Source organism: Halomonas sp. V046, from assembly GCF_052645355.1.
This window is the reverse complement of record NZ_JBQXYF010000012.1, coordinates 138,885-160,350: the sequence shown is the minus strand read 5'-3', so window position 1 is coordinate 160,350 and position 21,466 is coordinate 138,885. Positions and strand designations below refer to the sequence as shown.

16 protein-coding genes are annotated in these 21,466 nt (G+C 64.9%); 13 read left to right on the top strand and 3 right to left on the bottom strand.

The features are described from left to right. Nucleotides 1-787: 787 nt before the first annotated feature. Nucleotides 788-1,765, bottom strand: a complete 978-nt coding sequence (locus tag ACUN9Y_RS16920; RefSeq protein WP_445461894.1) for a LysR substrate-binding domain-containing protein — start codon at nt 1,763-1,765, stop codon at nt 788-790. 476 nt (nt 1,766-2,241) lie between these two features. On the opposite strand from ACUN9Y_RS16920, the gene ACUN9Y_RS16915 reads away from it, so the two are divergent. From ACUN9Y_RS16915 to ACUN9Y_RS16855, 13 genes are all read left to right on the top strand, one after another. Then, nucleotides 2,242-3,546, top strand: coding sequence for an L-fuconate dehydratase (locus ACUN9Y_RS16915; protein WP_445461893.1), 1,305 nt, complete (start codon nt 2,242-2,244; stop codon nt 3,544-3,546). 110 nt (nt 3,547-3,656) lie between these two features. Beyond that, on the top strand, nt 3,657-4,778 hold the full coding sequence (locus tag ACUN9Y_RS16910) for a TRAP transporter substrate-binding protein (protein ID WP_445461892.1): 1,122 nt from the start codon (nt 3,657-3,659) through the stop codon (nt 4,776-4,778). A 119-nt stretch (nt 4,779-4,897) separates the two neighbouring features. Next, entirely contained in the window at nt 4,898-5,383 is a 486-nt protein-coding gene (locus ACUN9Y_RS16905) for a TRAP transporter small permease (protein ID WP_445461891.1), read from the top strand. Further along, entirely contained in the window at nt 5,380-6,636 is a 1,257-nt protein-coding gene (locus ACUN9Y_RS16900) for a TRAP transporter large permease (RefSeq protein ID WP_445461890.1), read from the top strand. The genes ACUN9Y_RS16905 and ACUN9Y_RS16900 overlap by 4 nt, the downstream gene beginning before the upstream one ends. Before the next feature lie 200 nt (nt 6,637-6,836). Next, entirely contained in the window at nt 6,837-8,264 is a 1,428-nt protein-coding gene (locus tag ACUN9Y_RS16895; RefSeq protein ID WP_445461889.1) for an FAD-binding oxidoreductase, read from the top strand. Nucleotides 8,265-8,320: 56 nt separating this feature from the next. Further along, nucleotides 8,321-9,529, top strand: coding sequence for a fumarylacetoacetate hydrolase family protein (locus tag ACUN9Y_RS16890; protein ID WP_445461888.1), 1,209 nt, complete (start codon nt 8,321-8,323; stop codon nt 9,527-9,529). A 697-nt stretch (nt 9,530-10,226) separates the two neighbouring features. Further along, the gene (locus ACUN9Y_RS16885) at nt 10,227-10,856 is read left to right on the top strand and encodes a cytochrome P460 family protein (RefSeq protein ID WP_445461887.1); all 630 of its coding nucleotides are present in this window, start codon (nt 10,227-10,229) and stop codon (nt 10,854-10,856) included. 714 nt (nt 10,857-11,570) lie between these two features. Continuing rightward, nucleotides 11,571-12,317: an SDR family oxidoreductase gene (locus tag ACUN9Y_RS16880; protein ID WP_445461886.1), complete on the top strand. Its 747-nt coding sequence runs from the start codon at nt 11,571-11,573 to the stop codon at nt 12,315-12,317. 126 nt (nt 12,318-12,443) lie between these two features. Continuing rightward, entirely contained in the window at nt 12,444-13,295 is an 852-nt protein-coding gene (locus ACUN9Y_RS16875) for an ureidoglycolate lyase (protein ID WP_445461885.1), read from the top strand. Next, the gene (locus tag ACUN9Y_RS16870) at nt 13,292-14,353 is read left to right on the top strand and encodes a zinc-binding alcohol dehydrogenase family protein (protein ID WP_445461884.1); all 1,062 of its coding nucleotides are present in this window, start codon (nt 13,292-13,294) and stop codon (nt 14,351-14,353) included. The genes ACUN9Y_RS16875 and ACUN9Y_RS16870 overlap by 4 nt, the downstream gene beginning before the upstream one ends. Before the next feature lie 66 nt (nt 14,354-14,419). Continuing rightward, on the top strand, nt 14,420-16,084 hold the full coding sequence (locus ACUN9Y_RS16865; RefSeq protein ID WP_445461883.1) for a UxaA family hydrolase: 1,665 nt from the start codon (nt 14,420-14,422) through the stop codon (nt 16,082-16,084). Nucleotides 16,085-16,125: 41 nt separating this feature from the next. After that, nucleotides 16,126-17,229: a mannitol dehydrogenase gene (locus ACUN9Y_RS16860; RefSeq protein ID WP_445461882.1), complete on the top strand. Its 1,104-nt coding sequence runs from the start codon at nt 16,126-16,128 to the stop codon at nt 17,227-17,229. 308 nt (nt 17,230-17,537) lie between these two features. Continuing rightward, nucleotides 17,538-19,223 (top strand): hypothetical protein, encoded by a 1,686-nt coding sequence (locus ACUN9Y_RS16855; RefSeq protein ID WP_445461881.1) that lies wholly within the window; start codon nt 17,538-17,540, stop codon nt 19,221-19,223. A gap of 140 nt (nt 19,224-19,363) precedes the next feature. Here ACUN9Y_RS16855 and ACUN9Y_RS16850 read toward each other — a convergent pair whose 3' ends face one another. Both ACUN9Y_RS16850 and ACUN9Y_RS16845 read right to left on the bottom strand, forming a co-directional pair. Then, nucleotides 19,364-20,080: an FCD domain-containing protein gene (locus ACUN9Y_RS16850; RefSeq protein WP_445461880.1), complete on the bottom strand. Its 717-nt coding sequence runs from the start codon at nt 20,078-20,080 to the stop codon at nt 19,364-19,366. 245 nt (nt 20,081-20,325) lie between these two features. After that, on the bottom strand, nt 20,326-21,405 hold the full coding sequence (locus ACUN9Y_RS16845; protein WP_445461879.1) for an Ldh family oxidoreductase: 1,080 nt from the start codon (nt 21,403-21,405) through the stop codon (nt 20,326-20,328). Nucleotides 21,406-21,466 lie beyond the last annotated feature (61 nt).

Here is a 21,466-nt window from a genome sequence, read left to right as displayed (position 1 = left end):
CGCGATCTACCGTTTCCTGCGCCCGGTGTGCTACCAGAACCTGCCCGAGGGCCTGTTGCCCGAAGCGCTGAAAGACGCCAACCCGGCCGGCGTCAGCCGCCTGATGGACGGCAAGCGCGAGGGCTGAGGGCGCGAGCCCATGACCAGGCTCGCCACCTTCAGCGCCACCTTCGGCGAGACGACTCACTGCCAGCGCGGCTGGCAGTGAGCCATCTCATGGCTCGTCGAGGGCGCTTCGCAGCGACGCGCCATGCTCGGTGCTATGGCTCGATGCTATGGCTCGGTACTATGCTCAGTACGATGGCTCGGGAATGAGCAGACCAGAGACCACCGAACGCGGCCTTTGTGCTGGTCGCCTTCGGTGTCTTTCATTGCCTTGCGAGTAGTCTTTTTTCCCTTTCATTCTCTCCTTTCCTGTATAGCGTCTACCGATCTTGCATCCTCTCCTTCAAGATCGATTTTGCACGTTATCTCGTTCCCTGCCCCCGCGGTTTACGCCGTTTCCCCACTCCGTTATCGCGGTAGCCCTCGCCGGGCGCGGCGTCCACAGCGTCATCCTGAGCGCCCTTTACGAGCCCTCATTCTCCCCCATCTCTGGCCAACGATGCGACAGAATTTTCGGCGATTAACGAGGCCATTACCGACCCTCTCTGGCGGCAGATTCTGGCCTCGTCACGCTCGCCTACCATCGGTGCATAGTACCCCGGCGGCGATACGGGTCGACCCACGCCGGCCCGGTGCCACCCCAAGAAACCTCAGCCCCGAGAAACCTCAGCCCCGAGAAACCTCAACCCTCTGATGTCGCCGATCCTGGTGGTCCGTTCTCCACGACGCGCTCCTGCTCAGGGGATGACAGCAGGGTCGCGATAAACTCATCGACGATATCCGAGTGCGGCTCATCGCGTCGGGTCATGACGCCGTAGTAGCCAAGCGGCTCACCGATGGTCAACGCCAAGGTGGCGAATTTTCCCTCGGAGAAGGAGGTCTTGAGCACCGAGCTGGGTAACACGGACAGGGTGTCGGAGGAGGCGATGAGCTGAAGCGACGCCTGGGTGGAAGTCGTCTCGATCACGTTGCGTGGCGATGCCACGCCGGCCTCCGCCAGGGCGGCCTCGAACAGGCCCCGCATGGGACTGGTCATCGGGTGCAGCACCCAAGGCCAGCGCACGACATCGGACAGCGTCGGTAGGCCTTGGCACAGCGGGTGACCGGGGCGCACGACCACCGACACCGGCTCTTCCTTGAGCGGCTCAAAGTCGAACAGGTGGCGCTGAGCATGCTCGGTATAGCGGCCGATGACCACGTCCAACAGGCCGTACTCGAGATCCACCAGCAATCGATCGCTGGAATTCTCGAACAGGCTGATGGCGAGTTGTGGTCGGCGAGCCTTGAGCACGGTCATGGCGTGGGGGAGCATCACCGGTGCCGCCCCAGGCACAGACCCGACCGTCAACTTGCCGGCTCCCCCCTCGCGCAAGGACGCCAGATCCTCCACCAGCCGATCGGTGTCATTAAGTAGCCGTCGGGCATAGCGCAGGACTCGACTTCCCGCCTCGGTGGTATCCAGACGCCCCGGCTCTCGGACGAAAAGCGCCATGCCGAGAAAGCTCTCGATATCCTTGAGCATCTTGCTGACCGCCGGCTGACTGATATTCATCTGCCGCGCCGCGGTGTGCATGTTACGACTTTCGTCCAAGGCCACCAGCACCACCAGGTGCTTCAGTCGCAACCAGCTTTTTACATGAACGCCGCTATCATGGGGCATCAGAGAGGTCTCCTTGGGCTTCCGGCGACGATGATAACCTGGCGTTATCGCCCCGACAAAAAATACCATTGGCGCTAGTTTTTCGCCCGTTCTTACACTGGCCTTAGCGTGGCATTCACGCTGGCGTGCACCGGCTTGGCGCTTCGACTCACCAAGCGCCACAAGGGGCATTTCACCGCCGGCCATGATCACGTACAGGATCACGCACAGGATCACGAACATGATCACGTAAGGGCCCAGCCAAATGCGCGATCAACCAGGGTCTTATCGGCGACACGACGCGAGTAGTACTCCTCAAACGGCACGGTTTGACCGACACCTCGAAGGCTCGGCTCGAGTGGTTACTCCGCACCGTCAACCACGCCGGCCAGGCCTCGGGCCAGGGATGAGCGCTCAAGACCCGCACGGGTCGCCGCGATGAGCCACCGCCGTCATTTCTCCGCTAACTCTCCGCTAACAACAGGAAGCCCGCCCGCATGACCACTATCACCCGCGTCGAAGCTCTCGACATTCGCTTTCCGACCTCTCGGGATCTCGACGGCTCCGATGCCATGAACGCGGCACCGGACTATTCGGCGACCTACGTCATTCTGCATACCGACCAGGGCGACGACGTCACCGGGCACGGCCTGACCTTCACCATCGGTCGTGGTAACGAGATCTGCGTGGCGGCGGTGAATTCGCTGGCCTCGCGCCTGGAGGGCCAACGCCTCGAGGACATCACCCAACGCATGGGCGAATTCTGGCGCGAGCTGACCAGCGGCGATAGCCAGCTGCGCTGGCTGGGCCCGGAGAAAGGCGTCATCCATCTGGCCTGCGCCGCCATGGTCAACGCGCTCTGGGACCTGTGGGCGAAACGTGAAGGCAAGCCGGTGTGGAAACTGCTGGCCGACATGACCCCGGCGCAGCTGGTCAATTGCCTGGATTTCCGCTTCGTCACCGACGCCCTGACCCCCGAAGAGGCCATCGCCCTGCTCAAGCGTCGTCAGTCAGGCAAGGCCGAGCGCGAGGCCGAGCTTCGCCAGCGCGGCTACCCCGGCTATACGACGTCTGCAGGCTGGCTCGGCTATTCAGAAGACAAGATGCGCCGCCTGTGCCGCGAGGCGCTCGCCGATGGCTGGCAGCACTTCAAGCAGAAGGTCGGCGGCGACATCGAGGAGGACCGCCGTCGCGCGGCCATCCTGCGCGAGGAAATCGGCGATGACCGCACCCTGATGATGGACGCCAACCAGATGTGGGACGTCGACGAAACCATCGTCAACATGCGCCGCCTGGCCGAGTACAACCCCCACTGGATCGAGGAGCCGACCAGTCCCGACGACGTGCTCGGCCATGCCGAGATTCGTCGCCGCCTTTCCGGTATCGGCGTCGCCACCGGCGAGCACTGTCACAACCGGGTGATGTTCAAGCAGTTGATGCAGGCCGGTGCCATCGACTATTGCCAACTCGACGCGGCTCGCCTCGGTGGACTCAACGAGGTCATCGTCGTGCTGCTGCTGGCGGCCAAGTTCGACATCCCGGTGTGCCCGCATGGCGGTGGCGTCGGCCTGTGCGAATTCACCCAGCACATCTCGATGTTCGACTATATCGCCGTCTCCGGCTCCCTCGAGGGCCGCCTGCTCGAATACGTCGACCACCTTCACGATCATTTCGTCGATCCGGTCAGGATCCGTGCCGGCCATTATCTGGTCCCCGAAGCACCGGGCTACAGCATCACCATGAAGCCCGAATCCCTGGCGCGTCACGCCTTTCCCGAGGGTGCCGCCTGGCAGGAGGCTTAGCCCCTGCACCGATGCGATCCTGACGGGGCCTCGCCTCCCACGGCCGCGGCGATGAACGCGGCTCGCACGCCACGCCGGCTCCGGTCGGCCCATCTCTCTGGAGACAACGCATGACAACAACGACAACCCCTTGCGCCGCCCTTAGCGATGCCACCTCGGCAATTCACTCGCGCCAACCCTCGGCCCTGCGCCGTAGCGCCCTGGCCGTGGCCATCGCGGCCCTGGCCCTGTCGGCCACGACGCTGAGCGCCCAGGCCGCCACCGAGATGCCGCCTATTCCCGCGGTCGATGGCGCCGTGGTCGACGGCGATGGCAACGACTACACCCTCAAGTTCAGTATCGGCACCACCCAGTCCGGTGCACAGTATCGTGGCCTCGAGTACTTCGAGGATATCGTCGAGCAACGCAGCGACGGCCACATTCAGGTCGAGCTGTTCCATAGTGCCCAGCTCGGTGATGACCTGCAGGCCGTCAGCGCCCTGCAGGCCGGCACCCTGGAAATGACCGCCCCCTCCACCTCTCCGCTGGTCAGCATGTTCCCGCAGTTCGCCGTATTCGACCTGCCGTTTCTGTTTCCCACCCCGGACGTTGCCGATGAGGTGCTCGACGGCGAGATCGGCGACGCCATGCTCGAGACGGCGACCACCAATGGCCTTGTGGCCATCGGCTGGGCCGAAAATGGCTACCGTCAGTTGACCAACAGCCAACAGGCGGTGGCCACGCCCGACGACCTCGACGGTCTCAAGGTGCGCACCATGCAGAACCCGATCCACCTGGATATCTGGCGCACCCTGGGCGCCAACCCGACGCCGATGTCCTTCGCCGAGCTGTTCACCGCACTCGAGCAAGGGGTGGTCGATGGGCAGGAGAACCCCTGGATCACCATTCAGTCGTCCAAGTTCAACGAAGTCCAGGACTACGCCACCGAGTCCAACCACGTCTATACGCCGTTCATCACGCTGGTGTCCGAGCGCTTCTGGAGCAAGTTGCCGGAGGGCTACCAGGGACTGCTGACAGAGGCCGCCCAGCAGATGGGCGACTACGAACGTGAGGTCAGCCGCTCCATGAACGACCAGATCAAGCAGGAGCTCATCGATGACGGCATGCAGATCACCGAGCTGACCCCCGATCAGGTCGCCGCCTTCCAGGACAGCCTGGCAACGGTCTACGACGACTGGCGCGAGAAGATCGGCGGCGAGCTGATCGACGATATCCGCGCCCAGTCCCAGTAGTCCCACCCCGCGCAGGCGCCAAGCGCCATGCGCCGTCCACACTCGGGCGGCGCATGGCGTATCGACCTTCGCGGTCTCCTTTTGCGACAGACACTACAGCGACACTATGGAGCTGGCTCATGTCCACACAGACAACCGCACCGGCCTGGCTCGGGCTTGTCGTCACCACGCTCAAGGTCGCGGTCGGCCTGCTGGTGCTCGGGGTCGTGTTCTGCGTAACGGCCAATGTCTTTGGCCGCTTCGTGCTGAACACGTCCTACGCCTGGGCCGAAGAAATGTCCCGGGTGCTCTTCATCTGGCTGGTGCTGCTCGGCGCCGGGCTCGGCAGCCTCGAGCGCGAACACGTCGCCGTGACCTACTTCAAGGACCTCGCTCCTTCCGGGCTGCGCAAGGCCCTCAGTCTTCTCGCCATCACCATCATCTACGTGGTGTGCGTCTGCATACTGCTCGGCTTCAAGGACTTGATCTCCGGCTTCACCAGCGCCACGCCGATGCTCGGCATTCCCAAGACCTGGCTCTATAGCGCCATGCCGGTCATGGCGGTGCTCACCCTGATCGCCAACAGCCTGGCACTCATCGACCTGCTGCGGAGACCGGCACCATGATCCTGTGGAGTATTCTGATCGGCCTGGCGATCTGCATCGTGATCGGCATGCCGATCTCGTTCGGCCTCGGCGCCATCAGCCTGTTCATCTTCTTCTACGCCGACTACTCGCTGTCGCCGATCGTGGCGCAGGCCGTCAACGGCCTGGATTCCTTTCCGCTGCTGGCCATTCCGCTGTTCATCCTGGTCGGCGAGGTCATGAGCGAGGGCGGTATCGCCACTCGCCTGGTGCGACTGGCCAGTGCCCTGGTCGGCTTCGTCGCCGGTGGTCTCGGCCAGGTAGCGGTGATGACCTCCATGTTCTTCGGCGGCATCAGTGGCTCCGCGGTGGCCGACGCCTCGGCGGTGGGCAGCATGATGATCGAACCCATGAAGCAGCACCGCTATAGCGCGCCCTTGGCCACCGCCATCGTCGTCGCCGCCTCGGTGGTCGGCATCATCATCCCGCCGTCGATTCCGATGATCCTGTTCGGCGTGGTCACCAACACCTCGATCTCGCAGCTGTTTCTGGCCGGCATCGTGCCGGGCATTCTGATCACCCTGGGCCTGGCCGCCACCACCTACGTGCAGTCGCGCAAGAACGGCCGTGGTCAGCCGTTCTCGTTTCCCGAGCTGACCGCCGCACTGAAAGACGCGGTATTGGCCCTGCTGCTGCCGGTCATCATCGTCGGCGGCATCCTCTCCGGCGTCTTCACCCCGACCGAAAGCGCGGCCATCGCCCTGCTCTACGCCTTCGCGGTGTCGTTCTTCGTCTATCGCAGCCTGAGCCTTAGGCGCTTCTTCTCGCTGTGCATCGCCACCGGAAAGCTGACGGGCGTCGTCATGCTGCTGTTGGCCTTTGCCAGCGTGCTGGCATGGCTGCTGACCGCCAACATGATTCCCCAGCAGCTCGTGGTCAGCCTGTCGGCCATCACCGAGAACAGGCTGTTGCTGCTGCTGATCCTGTCGGCATTCCTGCTGGTCGTGGGCTTTTTCATGGATCTGACCCCAGCCATGGTGATCCTGGCGCCCTTGATGACCCCGGTGGTGGTGAAGCTCGGTATCGACCCGGTCTACTTCGGCGTGCTGATGTCGTTCATTCTCGGCATAGGCCTGATCACGCCGCCGGTGGGCACCGTGCTGTACGTCGGTTGCGGCGTCGGCAAGGTCGGCATGGAAAGCCTGGTCAAGAGCCTGCTGCCGTTCTACTTCACCCTGGTGGCCTTGCTGGTGGTCTTCCTGCTGTTCCCGGGCGTGGTGCTATGGTTCCGCTAGATCACCGTCGCCCTGGTGCGGGGCGCTGCCGGCCGCCGATGTCCGAGAGCCAGGTCCCGCGCCCCATGCCCGTCAACACGGGCAGCATGGCGAGGGGCGCTCACCCGCCCCCGATCGACAGGCACCACTCGCCCCCCTTTGGCCCAGAACGCCATTCGTTAAGCCCGATTCGCTACGTCCAAACCGACGAGACCTTAGCCATGACCACGCGTGACGACCTGCTCGCCTTTTTGACCGAGACCCTGGGCACCTCCGGTGTGCTGAGCCAGCCCGCCGACACCGCACGCTATCGCGTCGACTGGGCCGGCGCCCAGGGCGGCATACCGCTGGCCGTCGCCCGGCCGTCCTCCCCCGAGCAGGTCGCCGAGGTGCTTGGCTACTGCCACCGCCACGACATCCCTGTCGTTCCCCAGGGCGGCGGCAGCGGCCTGGTGGAAGGGGCGCTGCCGGATACGACCACGCCGGAGCTGGTGGTGAGCCTCGAACGCCTGAATCGCATCCGCGCCATCGACCCTCTCAACTTCTCCATGAGCGTCGATGCCGGGTGCGTGCTGCAGACGATAAAGGACGCCGCCGACGCCGAGGATTGCTTCTTTCCCCTGGCGCTTGGCGCCCAGGGCAGCTGCCAGATAGGCGGCAATATCGCCACCAATGCCGGTGGGCTCAACGTGCTGCGCTACGGCATGATGCGACAGCTGGTGCTGGGCGTGGAGGTGGCGTTGCCCGATGGACGCCTATTGCACGACATGAAGGCGCTGCACAAGAACAACACCGGCTACGACCTGAAGCAACTGTTCATCGGCGCCGAAGGAACCCTCGGCATCGTCACCGGCGCCGTATTGAAGCTCTTTCCTCGCCCTCAGGTCACCCGCACGGCGCTGATCGGCTGCCCCGACGTGGATGCTGCCCTTGCGCTCTACGCCCAGGCGCGCCGCAGCTGCTGCGACCTGCTGAGCGCCTTCGAGTTGATTCCTCGGGCCTGCCTGACGCTCGCCATGGAAGCCGCGCCAGACCTTCCCGACCCCCTCGACACTCCCCACCCGGTCTATGTCCTGATGGAAGTGGCCGCCAGCGGGCCGGTGGATCTGGACGCCATGATCGAGACACTGTTCGAGCGCGGCCTTGACCAGGGCCTGCTCGGGGACGGCGTGCTGGCCACCAGCGACGCCCAGGCCAGCCAGCTATGGCGCATCCGTGAGGCCATGCTGGAGGGTCAGCAACGCCGTGGCGAACACCTGCGCACCGATATATCGCTGCCCATCTCGGCGCTGACCGCGTTTCACCGCCAGGCCGAGGCGGCCATCCACCGGGCCTCCCCGGAGTCCATGGTGATCGCCTACGGTCACATCGGCGATGGCAACCTGCACTTCAATATTCTGCCGCCGGCGACGCTCGCCGACGACGCCAAGCGCGCGCTGCTGCACGAGCTCGAGGTCCAGCTGTTCGAACTGGTCGCCGAGTTCGAGGGCAGCATCAGCGCCGAGCACGGCATTGGCCGGGTCAAGCAGGGCCCCTTCCTGGAAACCCTGTCGGCGCCGGAACACGCCATCATGCGCGGCGTGAAACGCTTGCTCGATCCTCGCGGCATGATGTCTCCCGGACGGATTCTCCCAAGCCCCTGCGACTAGGCGACACCAGTGCGCATCGCCCCCTGACTTCACCCACACCGACACACAGAGGCCCCATGACAACGTCCCCGTCTTCTTCCCGCGCGACCGCCCTCCTGCCCCAGGACCACGAACGTGCATTGCTCGTCGGCCGCGTCTGGCGCGATGACCAGCAAGGCCCCGCTCTGGTCGTGGTCCGCGGCGGCCAGATCATCGACATCTCGGCCACCATCAACGTGATGTCGGACCTGCTGGACCATGAGGATGCCCCTGGCCTAGTGGCCTCGGCCCAGGGCGACGTGCTTTGCAGTGTCGATGCCCTCATCGCCAATTCCTGCGCAAGTCCCGCCACCCCCCCCTATCTGCTCGCTCCCTGCGACCTGCAGGCGATCAAGGCCTGCGGCGTCACCTTCGCGGTTAGCCTGCTGGAGCGCGTCATCGAGGAAAACGCCGGCGGTGACCCTGCCCGTGCCAGCGCGCTACGTGACGAGCTCAAGCAACTGATCGGTACCGACCTGTCGAAGATCGTGCCCGGCTCCGACGCCGCCATGGCACTCAAGGCAGAGCTCCAGTCACGCGGCGCCTGGTCGCAGTACATGGAGGTCGGCATCGGCCCCGACGCCGAAGTGTTCACCAAGTCGCAGCCGTTGTCGTCGGTGGGCTTCGGCGCCTCGGTGGGCCTGCACCCGAGCTCGCACTGGAACAATCCTGAACCCGAAATCGTGCTCGCCGTCGACGCCCGTGGGCAGACCAAGGGGGCGACCCTCGGCAACGACGTCAACCTGCGTGACGTGGAAGGGCGCAGCGCCTTGTTGCTGGGCAAGGCCAAGGACAACAATGCGTCCTGCGCCATCGGTCCCTTTATTCGCCTGTTCGACGCGCACTTCACCATGGACGACGTGCGTTCGGCGTTGGTCAGCCTGCGCATCGAAGGCGAGGATGACGACTTCGTGCTCGATGACTCCAGCGACATGCGTGAGATCAGCCGCGACCCCGAGGATCTAGTGGCCCAGACCATCGGCGCCCACCACCAGTATCCGGATGGCTTCATGCTGTTTCTCGGCACCATGTTCTCGCCAATTCTCGACCGAGACGGAGCGGGCCAGGGCTTCACCCACCACCTCGGCGACACGGTGACGATCTCGACCCCTCTGCTGGGCGCGCTGACCAATCGCGTCGAGCGCAGCGATCGCCTGCCTCCCTGGACCTACGGGTTTCGAGCCTGGATGGCCCATCAAACCGCCCATCAAACCGCCCATCAAACCGCACCACACGGCACCCGTTAGCGGCCAACCGCCGCCAGTCCGCCGCGTCGGAGAGCGGCCAAGGTCTCTGCCGACGTGCTTCTTCAGCCTCCGCGGCCCGCCGTGCGCCCGGCGCTATCACGGATTCTCCCTTTGCCCCGCCTCGGCGGGGCATTTTTTTGGCTGCTCAGAACGCCCGGGATGTCGCTCGCCACTACCTCCAAACGCGCATCCATCACTCATATATGCGGATCGAATGAACGAAATATGCGCACTCCCGCACTCTCGTGGCAGCGTCCGCTTTAATCGCATATAGCTATCTATACCTCTCCTGGCTAGGACGATCTCGATGACAGCGGTTCCAGCAACACTGGCAACCTCCGGCTTCTGTACCGGCACAGCGTCGACCCCGTGCCGGAAAGCGTCGACCCCGTGCCAAAAGGGAGTCGACCCTTGACCAGAGCCGCCTCTGTAGCCCCTGTAGTAGCCCCTAAAGAGATCCACAGCACGCCCTTTCCACCGCCGTTAGAGAGGACCCACCCTCAACCCACGCTAGTTTGATCGACATCAATATCGCCACCCGTACCTGCCAGCGCCACCGATAACAACGGGACCTGACGGCCACGCGACACGCCGACAGCGTTCTCGACACCGTCACGCAGCGGTCCCTGGCGGGCCAGGCTCACCAAGCTTGTGTCCACTAGCCCGCGATGACACGACCGGACCCGAGGAGCTCTCCATGCATCTGACACACCGACTACCGCTTGCCAGTGGTTTGCTAGGCCTGACCCTGATGACAGGTAGCCTGCTGATACCCGCGATCGCCAGCGCCGAAGACTTCTTCGAGATGAAAGACGGCGAACTGATCCGCCCCACGGGATATCGCGAGTGGGTCTTCATTGGCACCCCGCTGACGCCCAATGACATGAACAACGGCAAGGCCACCTTTCCCGAGTTTCACGCGGTCTACCTCGATCCTGAGAGCTGGGATCAGTGGAAGGAAACCGGCGAGTTCAGAGACGGCGCGATCATCGTCAAGGAGCTGATCAGCGTCGGCAGCAAGGCCGCCGCCAGCGGTGCCGGCTACTTCATGGGCGACTACATCGGCTTGGAAGCATCGATCAAGAGCAGCGAGTACTTCCCCGACGAACCAGGGAACTGGGCGTACTTCAGCTTCACGACGCCTGATCACAAGACGCTGACGGAAACCAACGCGGCCTTCCCTGCCGCCGCCTGCAACGCCTGCCACGACGCCGTCGCCGCCGACGACTTCGTCTTCACCCAGTACTATCCCGTACTGAGGGCGGGAAAAGGCGCCGGTGAGGCAGCGGGAGGGGGTACGTTATCGAACCTCGATGGCGGTGAGTGAGCGTCAACAGAAGCATTCTGCCTACCTCTATTAGCATATAACTATTTATCAATATTCAGGGCATTCTTGGCGTGACCCTGCCTTTCTGACGACCCCGCCCCGGGTCGTCTTTTTTTTGCCTTGTCGCCTGACCCAGCTTCCCTGGTCCAGCTTCCCTGATCCAGACCCTTGACGCGGCCAGCGCTTTTCTAGGCGGCACCCTACCACCGCAACAGACGCCACCCAGCGACCGCTCTCGACCGGCGACCGCCCTCGCCAACCGGTGCGGGCACCGACGCTCGAGCCTCGACGTTCCCCCGGAACTCGCCCAACTCGCGGCCAGGCCACGGCCTGATCGACACCACCAAAGTCGACACCGTCACACGATTGGCAAGCCGTCGAAACTGCGCCATACTTCGAGCAGATATCATGCTGTTATCCTGTCATACCAGCAGAAGTCCAAGACAGCGCCAGACGCTACGAGACAGCGCCAGACACACAGGACGGTGGCAGACACACAGGACGGTGGCAGATAGGCCCGGGGCAACCAGCCTGCCCGCTGCGGCTGCCGCCTGGCTGGGGTTGTGTCGATGTCGGACCAGAACGGCCAGGCGGCGGACGAGATAGCCAAGCCCGCGCGATACACAGCGACGCCAGCAGCCCCCGCAGCACCCCGAGTAGATAGCGACGAGCCAATAACAACCCATCGCGTCAATCGACACAGAGGCCAGCCTCATGCGTCTCAAGGACAAGACCGCACTGATCACCGCCGCCGGCCAAGGCATCGGCCGCTCCACGGCACTACGCTTCGCCGCAGAAGGCGCAAGGGTCATTGCTACCGATATCGATCTCGACAAGCTCAGCGAGCTTGCCAACCAAGGGATAGAGTGCCATCGGCTGGACGTCACCGACCCCGAGGCCATCGCGGCCTTGGCCGACCAGTTGCCCCACCTCGATGTCCTGTTCAACTGTGCGGGTTACGTCCATAGCGGCACACTCCTGGAATGCGATATCGCCTCCTTCGAACGCTCCATGACGATCAATGTCACGGCGATGTTTCATACCCTGCGCGCCTTTTTGCCCGGGATGATCGAGACAGGTGGCGGCAGCATCGTCAACATGGCCTCGGTGGCCTCGAGCCTCAAGGGGGTGCCCAATCGTTTCGCCTATGGCACCAGCAAGGCCGCCGTGATCGGACTGACCCGCGCCGTCGCGGCGGACTACGTCACCCAGGGCATTCGCTGCAATGCCATCTGCCCGGGAACCGTGGAATCCCCGTCACTGGCGAGCCGCATCGAGGCCCAGGCGAAAGAACAGGGCGCGAGCGTTGGACAAGTACGCGAGGCCTTTCTTGCGCGTCAGCCGATGGGTCGGCTGGGTGAGCCCGATGAGATAGCGGCGCTGGCCCTTTACCTTGCTTCCGACGAGTCCGGCTACACCACCGGCACCACTCAGGTCATCGACGGTGGTTGGCTAGCCTGACGCCGACGGGATCTAGGTCCACCTCACTGATACGACCATGCGGCGCTCGATGGCGCCTTGCCGACACACCGACTGGCAACCCCGACGTCACCGATGCGGGCTGCCTCTCCCACTCGAGGATCCCCTATGAAATTGCTGCGCTTTGGCCCCCAGGGCAACGAAACCCCCGGCCTGCTGGACGCCGATGGCATCATCCGTGACCTGACCGGCGTGATCGACGATGTGGCGGGCGATGGCCTGTCTCAAGAAACCCTGGCACGCCTGGCCACACTCGACCCCGCAAGCCTCCCCGAGGTCGATGCAGCGATCCGCCTCGGCCCCTGCGTCGGCCGCGTCGGCAAGTTCATCTGTATCGGGCTGAACTACGCCGACCATGCCGCCGAGAGTGGTGCCGAAGTGCCCCCTGAACCCGTGGTATTCAACAAGTGGACCAGTGCCATCTGCGGCCCCGACGATGACATCGTCATTCCGCGGGGCTCCACCAAGACCGATTGGGAAGTGGAACTCGGGGTGGTGATCGGCAAGGCGGGTCGCTACATCGACGAAGCCCAGGCCCTCGACCACGTCGCCGGCTATTGCGTCGTGAACGATGTGTCCGAGCGCGAATTCCAGCTCGAGCGCAGCGGCACCTGGGACAAGGGCAAGGGTTGTGACACCTTCGGCCCCCTGGGTCCCTGGCTCGTCACCGCCGACGAGGTCGCCGACCCGCAGGACCTGTCCCTGTGGCTCGAGGTCGACGGCAAGCGCTATCAAGACGGCTCCACTCGCACCATGGTCTATCAGGTCGCCTTTCTGATCAGCTACCTGAGCCGCTTCATGAGCCTGCAGCCAGGTGATGTCATCTCCACGGGGACCCCCCCCGGCGTAGGCCTCGGTCAAAACCCACCGGTGTTCCTGCGCCCGGGGCAGACCCTGCGCCTCGGCATCGAAGGCCTCGGCGAGCAGACTCAGAAGGTGGTCGCCGAGCCACCGGCATGAGCACCGAGGCCAACCACGCGGCCATGCAGGTTGCCTGTTGTCTGACGCCGGGAGATATGCGTCTCGAGACGCGCGCGCGCCCACACCCGGGCCGCGGCGAGGCCGTACTGAGGATTCGCCGGATCGGCGTGTGCGGCACGGATATCCACGCCTATGGTGGCCGCCAGCCCTACTTCGACTATCCACGCGTGCTGGGCCACGAGCTGGCCGGGGAGATCGTCGAGGTCGGTGCCGAGGTGGCACGTGAGCTGATTGGCCACCAGGCCTACGTCATTCCCTACCTGCATTGCGGCAGCTGTCGCGCCTGCCGACGCGGGCGCACCAACTGCTGTCAGCGGATGGAGGTGATCGGCGTGCACCGCGACGGCGGCATGGCCGAGTATCTCTGCGTCCCCACGGGACACCTGGTGACATCAGATAGCCTGTCGCTTGATGCCCTGGCCCTGATCGAGTGCCAGGCCATCGGCGCCCACGCGGTAAGGCGGGCCGCTATCGAGCCAGGGGAGCTGGCGGTGGTGGTCGGCGCCGGCCCGATCGGCATGGGCGTGGCGCAACTCGCGCGGGCCAGCGGGGCCGACGTGGTGGTGGTGGATGCGGCGCCGGCTCGCCTCGCCTTTTGCCGTGACGTACTGGGCTTCGAGAGCACCCTGGACCCGACCCAGGGAGACCTCCCCGGGCGGATCGCCGCCCTCAACGATGGGGCGCTGGCCGATGCGGTGTTCGACGCCACCGGTAATCCAGACGCCATGGAAGCGGGCTTCGCCCTGGTCGGCCACGCTGGGCGCTACACCCTGGTCGGGGTCGTCAAGGCCGACATTCGCTTCGCCGACCCTGACTTCCACGCCCGCGAGCTGACCCTGCTCGCCAGCCGCAACGCCACCCGCGAAGACTTCGAGCGTGTCGCAACCCTGCTGGAAGCCAACAAGATTCAGAGCCTTGCGCTGATCACCCATCGCGCTGCGCTCGCCGACGTGCCTGACCTCATGCCGGACTGGTGCGATCCCGCCAGCGGCGTGGTCAAGGCGATGATCCACCTTGACGACAAGCCACCGCACTGAGTCGCCTGGCGCCGAGAGCACGCGCAGGAATCTCGACCAGACGTCCGTTCGCCCCAGGAGTTCACCATGCCTAGCGCCGACCAACACTCGTCACGTTCCCCCATCGCCACCGACGGCCCCGCTCAATCCAGCCTCAGGGTGCATGCCAAGGATAACGTCAGAGTCGCCCTGCAGGACCTCGCCGAGGGCACCGACATCGCCGACGAGAGTGGTGATGTGCGTCTGGTCGAGGCGATACGCCACAAGCACAAGTTCGCCCTGTGTGACCTGGCCGTGGGTGATAGGGTCGTCATGTACGGTGTCACGGTGGGCAGGGCGACGCGGTCCATCCACGCCGGCGGCGCGATCCGCACCGACAATGTGGAACACTCTACCGACTCGAGCGGGGCAGCCCCCAGGCGCGGCGAGTGGCTACAACCGGACGTCTCGGCGTTCACCGGCGTGAGCTTCGACGGCTATGCACGCGCAGACGGTGAAGTCGGTACGGCCAACCTGTGGCTCGTGGTGCCGTTGGTGTTCTGTGAGAACCGCAATATCGAAGTGCTGCGCCAAAGCGTCGCCGACGCCCTCGGCGACGACCCGTATCGCGAGTACAAGCGCATGGCCCGCGCCATGCTCCACGGTGACCATGGCGCCGACGAGACACCGGATGCACTGGCCTCGCCCTTCCCCAACGTCGATGGCGTGCGGTTTCTCACCCATACCCTGGGATGCGGCGGCACCGACGATGATGCCCTCGCACTCTGCCGGCTGCTGGCGGGCTACATCTGCCACCCCAACGTGGCCGGGGCGACGGTGCTCAGCCTCGGCTGCCAGAAGGCCCAGATCGCCATGCTGCGCCAGGCCGTGGCCGAACGCGATCCCCGCGCGCTACGACCGGTGCACTACCTGGAGCAACAGGCCAGCACCAGCGAGGACGCCCTGATCCGCGACGCCCTGACCACCATCTTCGACGGCCTCAAGGCCGCCAACAGCGTTCGCCGCGCGCCGGCCCCGCTATCGAAGCTTCGCATCGGGGTGGAGTGTGGCGGCTCCGATGGTTTCTCTGGCCTGTCGGCCAATCCGGTGGTCGGCGGCGCCATCGATCGCCTCGTGGCCCTCGGCGGCAGCGGTATCCTCAGCGAGTTCCCGGAACTCTGTGGCGTCGAGCATGAGCTGGTCTCGCGCTGCGTCGATGACGCTACCGCGACACGGTTCACGGCACTGATGAGCGCCTACCAGCGCCACGCCGACGCGGTCGGCGCGAGTTTCTCGATGAACCCCTCTCCGGGCAATATTCGCGACGGCCTGATCACCGATGCCATGAAGTCCGCAGGCGCTGCCAAGAAAGGCGGCGAAAGCCCTGTCGTGGAAGTGCTCGACTATACCGAGCCGGCCACCCGCCCCGGCCTCAGCCTGCTGTGCACCCCCGGAAACGACGTGGAATCGACCACGGCGCTGGTCGGCTCCGGTGCAAACCTGGTGATCTTCACCACCGGGCTCGGTACCCCGACCGGCAACCCGATCGCCCCGGTGCTCAAGGTCGCCAGCAACACCGAGCTCGCCTCACGCATGGCGGACATCATCGATTTCGACAGCGGCGCCGTCATTCGCGGTGAAACCAGTATCGAGGCGCTCGCCGATGAGCTCTTGCGGTTATGCATCGAAACCGCCTCGGGACGCTATACCACTCGAGCCGTCGGCCTGTCCCAACATGATTTCATTCCCTGGAAGCGCGGTGTGTCGCTGTAATCGACCGCCCGTGTCGGCGCCCTTCCGCCTGGAGACCCTTCATGCGCCCCAGTATCATGCAGTTCGGTATCGGTCGATTTCTCTTGGCCCACGTCGATTACTTCGCCCACGAGGCCAACGCCGGCGGCGGTTCGCCGGCCTCCATCATCGCCGTGCAGAGCTCGGATCGCGCCGAGGGCCGTGCCAAGGCCAACCACTTGGCACGGGTATCGAGCTATCCGGTACAGTTGCGCGGTCGCCGCGACGGGCACCTGATCGACGGCGTCCTTGGGGTCTCCAGCATCGCAACCGTCCTGGTGGCCGACGACGACTGGGACGAGGTCCGGGCACGCTTTCGCGACGACATCCGTCATGTGGTCTCCAACGTCAGCGAAAGCGGCTACGAGGTGCCGCCGGGCGATAGCCCTCTGCTGCGCTGCCCACGCTCCTTTCCGGCCAAGCTCACCCAGCTCCTGTACGCCCGCTTCGACGCAGGCGGCTCAGGCGTGACGGTCCTGCCCTGCGAACTGTTGACCAACAATGCACAGCAGCTGCGTTCGTTGGTCAGCGGCCTGTGCGAAAGACACTACGCCGATGCCGATTTTAGCCACTGGCTGGAGCACGAGTGCGTGTGGGCGACCACCCTGGTCGACCGCATCGTGTCGGAGGCCCTCGATCCCATCGGGGCAGTGGCCGAGCCCTACGGCCTATGGGCGATTCAGCAGACCCCCGGACTGGCACTCCCCTTCCCGCATCCCGATGTCCGGTGCGTGGCGGACGTCACGCCCTTCGAGAAACGCAAGCTGCACGTGCTGAACCTGGCGCACAGCTGGTTGGTGGCCCAACGTCGCTCGCTGGGGCTCGGCAACGACATCGGCCTGGTCCGCGAGGCCATGGCCGATCCTCGCCTGGGGGGGAAACTAGAGACCCTGCTTCGCGCCGAAGTCGTGCCGGTACTCGATCGTGCACTGCCTGGCATGGGGCTCGACGACTACGTCACCACGACCCTGGAACGCTTTGCCAATCCCTATCTCGACCACCGGCTCGACGACATCGCCCAACATCACGAGGAGAAATGCCGGCGCCGGATCGTCCCCGTGGTGGAGATGGCTCGCCAGCAAGGCAGACGCTGCCCGATCCTGGAGCAGGCCCTGGCACGCCAATGACCTCGTCGCGGGTCTGACATGGCAGGCACCTGCGCCTCATCACTGCAACGCTTTGCTCCTCGGGCCGCCGGCTCGGTCGCGCCCGACATCCTGCCGGTGCGACAAAGGGTCTCGGACGACAAGCACGACGCCGCGGCGAAAAAATGTAGGCCAGGCCGGTAGTCTTTGCTCCACTTCGATCGTCATGAGACTTTCCTGCGCATTTTTTTCGCCCACGAGGTCAATGTTGCTCCCTCTCGCCTTCGCCTAGTTTTACTCGACGCACAAACCGCCGACACGACGGTGAATTTCGCAAGGCTGAGGACACTATGAGTCAATTCGAAAACGGCACGTCCGTGGACTGGACATCTCGACTGGAGGACGGCTCCATTGCGGGGCTCGTCCAGCTCGACGAAGACGGCCTACCCCTCGGACGTTCTGGTGGCCAAGACGATGGAGACGGAGAGTCGATCATGGCCAGCGGGCGACTGGCCTACTCCTTCGGCGCCTTTGGACCGGCCGCCAGCGATGCTTTCACCTGGCGCCTTGCCGATACGCCGAGCCTTCGCTCGGGCGGTGAAGATGTCCGGTTCACGCTGCGCGATAACGGCGCGACCCTGCTGGGGTACACCGATAGCGGCGACACCGTGCTTGCATTGGCCATGATCGATAGCAGCCGTGGACTTTTCAGCGCGGCCCTGACACGTCCTCTGGATCACCTCATCGATGGCAGCGAAGACGACCTCGCCTTTACCTTTGGCTACACCATCACCGACGCTCGGGGGAACCAAGGCTCGGCCGAGATGGGTATGGTAGTCGATGATGATAGCCCGACCAGCCGTATCACCACCCCTCCCAGCATCGTCGAAGGGGACTCGGTGACCGGCACCTGGTCGGCCCAGGGCGGTGCCGATGGAATCGCCAGCACCCTGATCCAAGTGCAGGACGACACCAACTTCTCCCCCCTAGACACGCTCATCGAGACCGACAATGGCACGCTGATAGTGCGCACCAATGGGACCTGGACCTTCGGCGCCGCGCCGAACCTACCGGGGGGCACCGATCCTGACGTCACGTTCCAGATCATCACTACCGACGGTGACGGCGACCGTTCCATCGCCGAGGGGAAATTCGTCATCGAGCGCGTCAACGACACCCCAACCACCCCCGAGTCTGCCGGCCCCCCCACCGCGCCGGCGACCGCAGTGGTCGACGAGAAAGGCCTTCCCGGAGGCACGGCGAGCCACGACGGCCTTGCGGGCCCCAGCACGATCGCCACTGGCCTGCTGGGGTACGATTTTGGCGACGATGGTATCGGTGGCTTCGCATGGCAAATGGATGACTTGCCTAGCCTCACCTCCCACGGCGCCCCCATCGACTTTGAACTGAATGGCAACCAGCGTTCGCTGATCGGATGCAGTCAGAATGGCGACAGAGTGCTGTCCATCCAACTGACCGATGTGGCCACCGGTAGCTACAAGGTCGCCTTGGCCCGGCCACTCGATCATCCTGCCCAAGGCACCGAGGACGCAATCGCGTTCAACATCGGCTACCGCGTGACCGATGCTGACGGCGATTCCGCCAATGGCTCGCTGGGCATCATCGTCAACGACGATAGCCCCAGCTCGTACCTCGCGGCGTCGAAAGGCCCGGCTTCCATCAGCGCTACACGGGCGGCGGGTGCAGACGTTCACGGCAGCGTGACGCCTGCCGCGACTACCGACACCGAATTCGAGGCAAGCACCACCGTTAACGCCGACATCAAGGACGATAGCGCGGGTCGCGGCAACAGGCGCCACTTGACCGAGGAGGACCTCTTCGATGCTCGCGAGTCGCGCCTGCCTGGATGGGGCGACGATGCCGCGGATGGCGTTCAGTGGCCATCGAGCGCCGGCGCCCCGTCCACCAGCCCCATTGTTGCATCGGCGCCTCCCGTAGCGTTCACCACGGGTGTCTCGGGCGCTGGCGAGAGCCTCGTCGATCTACTGCACCCGTCCCTGACCACACTGGAATAGGCTACGACGATGGACGCTGGACGCTGCAGCTGGCCCGTCTCTTCACCGGCCGTAGTTTTCCTCCGGTTACAGGGGCTCAATCGCCGCTTTCATCGCCGCTTCCATCGTCGCTCGGGCGCCCTGCAAGTTCTCCTCGGGCGTCAGGAATTCAACCGCCGCTTGAGCTCCATGTAGGTGCCATAGTGACGATCGAGGTGGCGGCGCATGGCGGCCTCGGCGGCCTCTACATCACGCGCAGCGATCGCTTCAACGATCGCGGTGTGCGCCTCCAGCGCCGCGAGATCTTCCCCCGGGCGCTGCAGCGCCTGCGCACGCCGATCGTCCAGCCATTCCGACAAGGCCTGGTGGATGGCGTCATAGATCGGATTGCGACCGATCGCCGCCAGCACGCCATGAAAGTCGTTGTCGGCCCGCTTGACGGCGGCTTCATCGCCGAGCACGGAACGCTGGTGAGCGAGGGCCTCCCGCAGCGCCTCGACGTCCTCGTCGCTGGCATGCTGCGCCGCGTGACGCGCCAGCGAAATCTCGAACATCGCCCGGGCTTCCTGAAAGTACTGCTGCCCGGCAGGCTTGGACAACAGCTGCTTGGTGACGCCGGAAAGGCGCGCCATGACGGCTTCCGCGGTGGGGCGTATCACCCGCGCACGGGTCCCGCTATTGATCGCGATCAGCCCGAGTTGCTGCAGGTAAAACAAGGCTTCTCGTACCGCCGGACGCCCGACGCCAAACTGCTCCATCAGCTCACGCTCGGAGGGTAGCTGCGCGTTCTCACCGAGCCGCCCTTCCAGAATCTCGGCCTCCAGTTGCTCGGCCACCTGTTCGGAGAGCGTCTTGCGCTCCACCCGATATTTGCTCATCGACACCGGTCTCCTTCAGTGCATGACGAGGGGTGAATTGGCTCACCCAACGCATCTCCCTGCCATGGTACTGCACCCGGGCGCGCTGTGCGCTGTGCGCTGTGCGCGGAGCCCGACACCGTCTGCCATGGGACACCCGAGCGCGCTGTGCGCTGTGCGCGGAGCCCGACACCGTCTGCCATGCCGCGCATCGAGCGCGTCGTCTCTGACGGCGCCCTCGCCCCCTGGACGTGGCCTGGGCGATGTCACTGCCTTTCGCGCAGCGACTCGACCGAATACCCAGCGGCAACCCCTCGATAGGCATCCCGCTGCGCGACATCCAGCGGAATCCCCATCCGGCGTCGCTCATCGCGACAGCGCCACTCGCGATCCCCCGGCGCCAGCACCGCCTTGCCCTCTACCGCGGCCTGTCCGCGCAGGTCCGCCAGGTAGCTCGCCAGGCGCCGCTGAAAGCTAGCGCGGTCGCTGAACGCGTCGGGGTTCATGACCAGAAAGAAGTGACCCACCCCTCGCGGTGTGGCCAGGTCTTCCCCGCCCATGGGCAGCAGGTGAAAACCATGCACCATGTTAGCCAATGTCGAGCTCAGGATCTCCACGACACCGCCAAGCCCGGCGCCCTTGAAGCCAAAGGACTCCCCCCCCAGCGGCAGCAGCGCCGTGACATCGGCGGCCTCACGGGTCATGGCACCGTCGGCGCCGGCCGCCACGTCCGGCGGCAGCGTCCTGTCGATAGCGGCATACTGCTGAACACGGTTCCAAGGTACCGCGCTTGTCGCCATGTCCAACAGGTAGGGATCAGCGCCTTCGACTGGCGCGGCGAAGGCGATGGGATTGGTGCCGTGGAAGGGCGCGCGACTGCCATGCAGCAGCACGAAGGGGTCGGAGTTGCAGAATGCCATCCCGATCATGCCCCGCTCCGCCGCCGCCAGGGCATAGCAACCAGCGGCGCCAAAGTGCGACGAGTTGGCCACCGCCACCGCACCCAAGCCCACCTCCGCTGCCATTTCGACGGCGTGGTCGATGGCCCGGTATCCCGCCAGATGACCGAGTGCATTGCCGGCGTCCAGCACCCCTGTCCCCGCGAGTCGACGGGTGAAGGCGAGTCGCGGTGATGGCGCGATTCGACCGCCTTCGAGGGCGTTCAGGTAATGCGGCAAGAGACGCAGACCGTGACTGTCGGTCCCCATCAGCGACGCGGTGACCAAGGCTCTGGCCACCGCCTGCCGCGAAGCCTCGTCGGCACCGACGGCCCCCAGAGCCTGTCGAATGAAGCGACTCAGGTCATCTGCGTCGACGCGACAGCTCACATAGCGGGAATCGGACATGGGGGGTTCCTTGAGGTCGAGGTTCGAGGCGCTGACACCGCCGCCGGGGTCCTGTCATCGG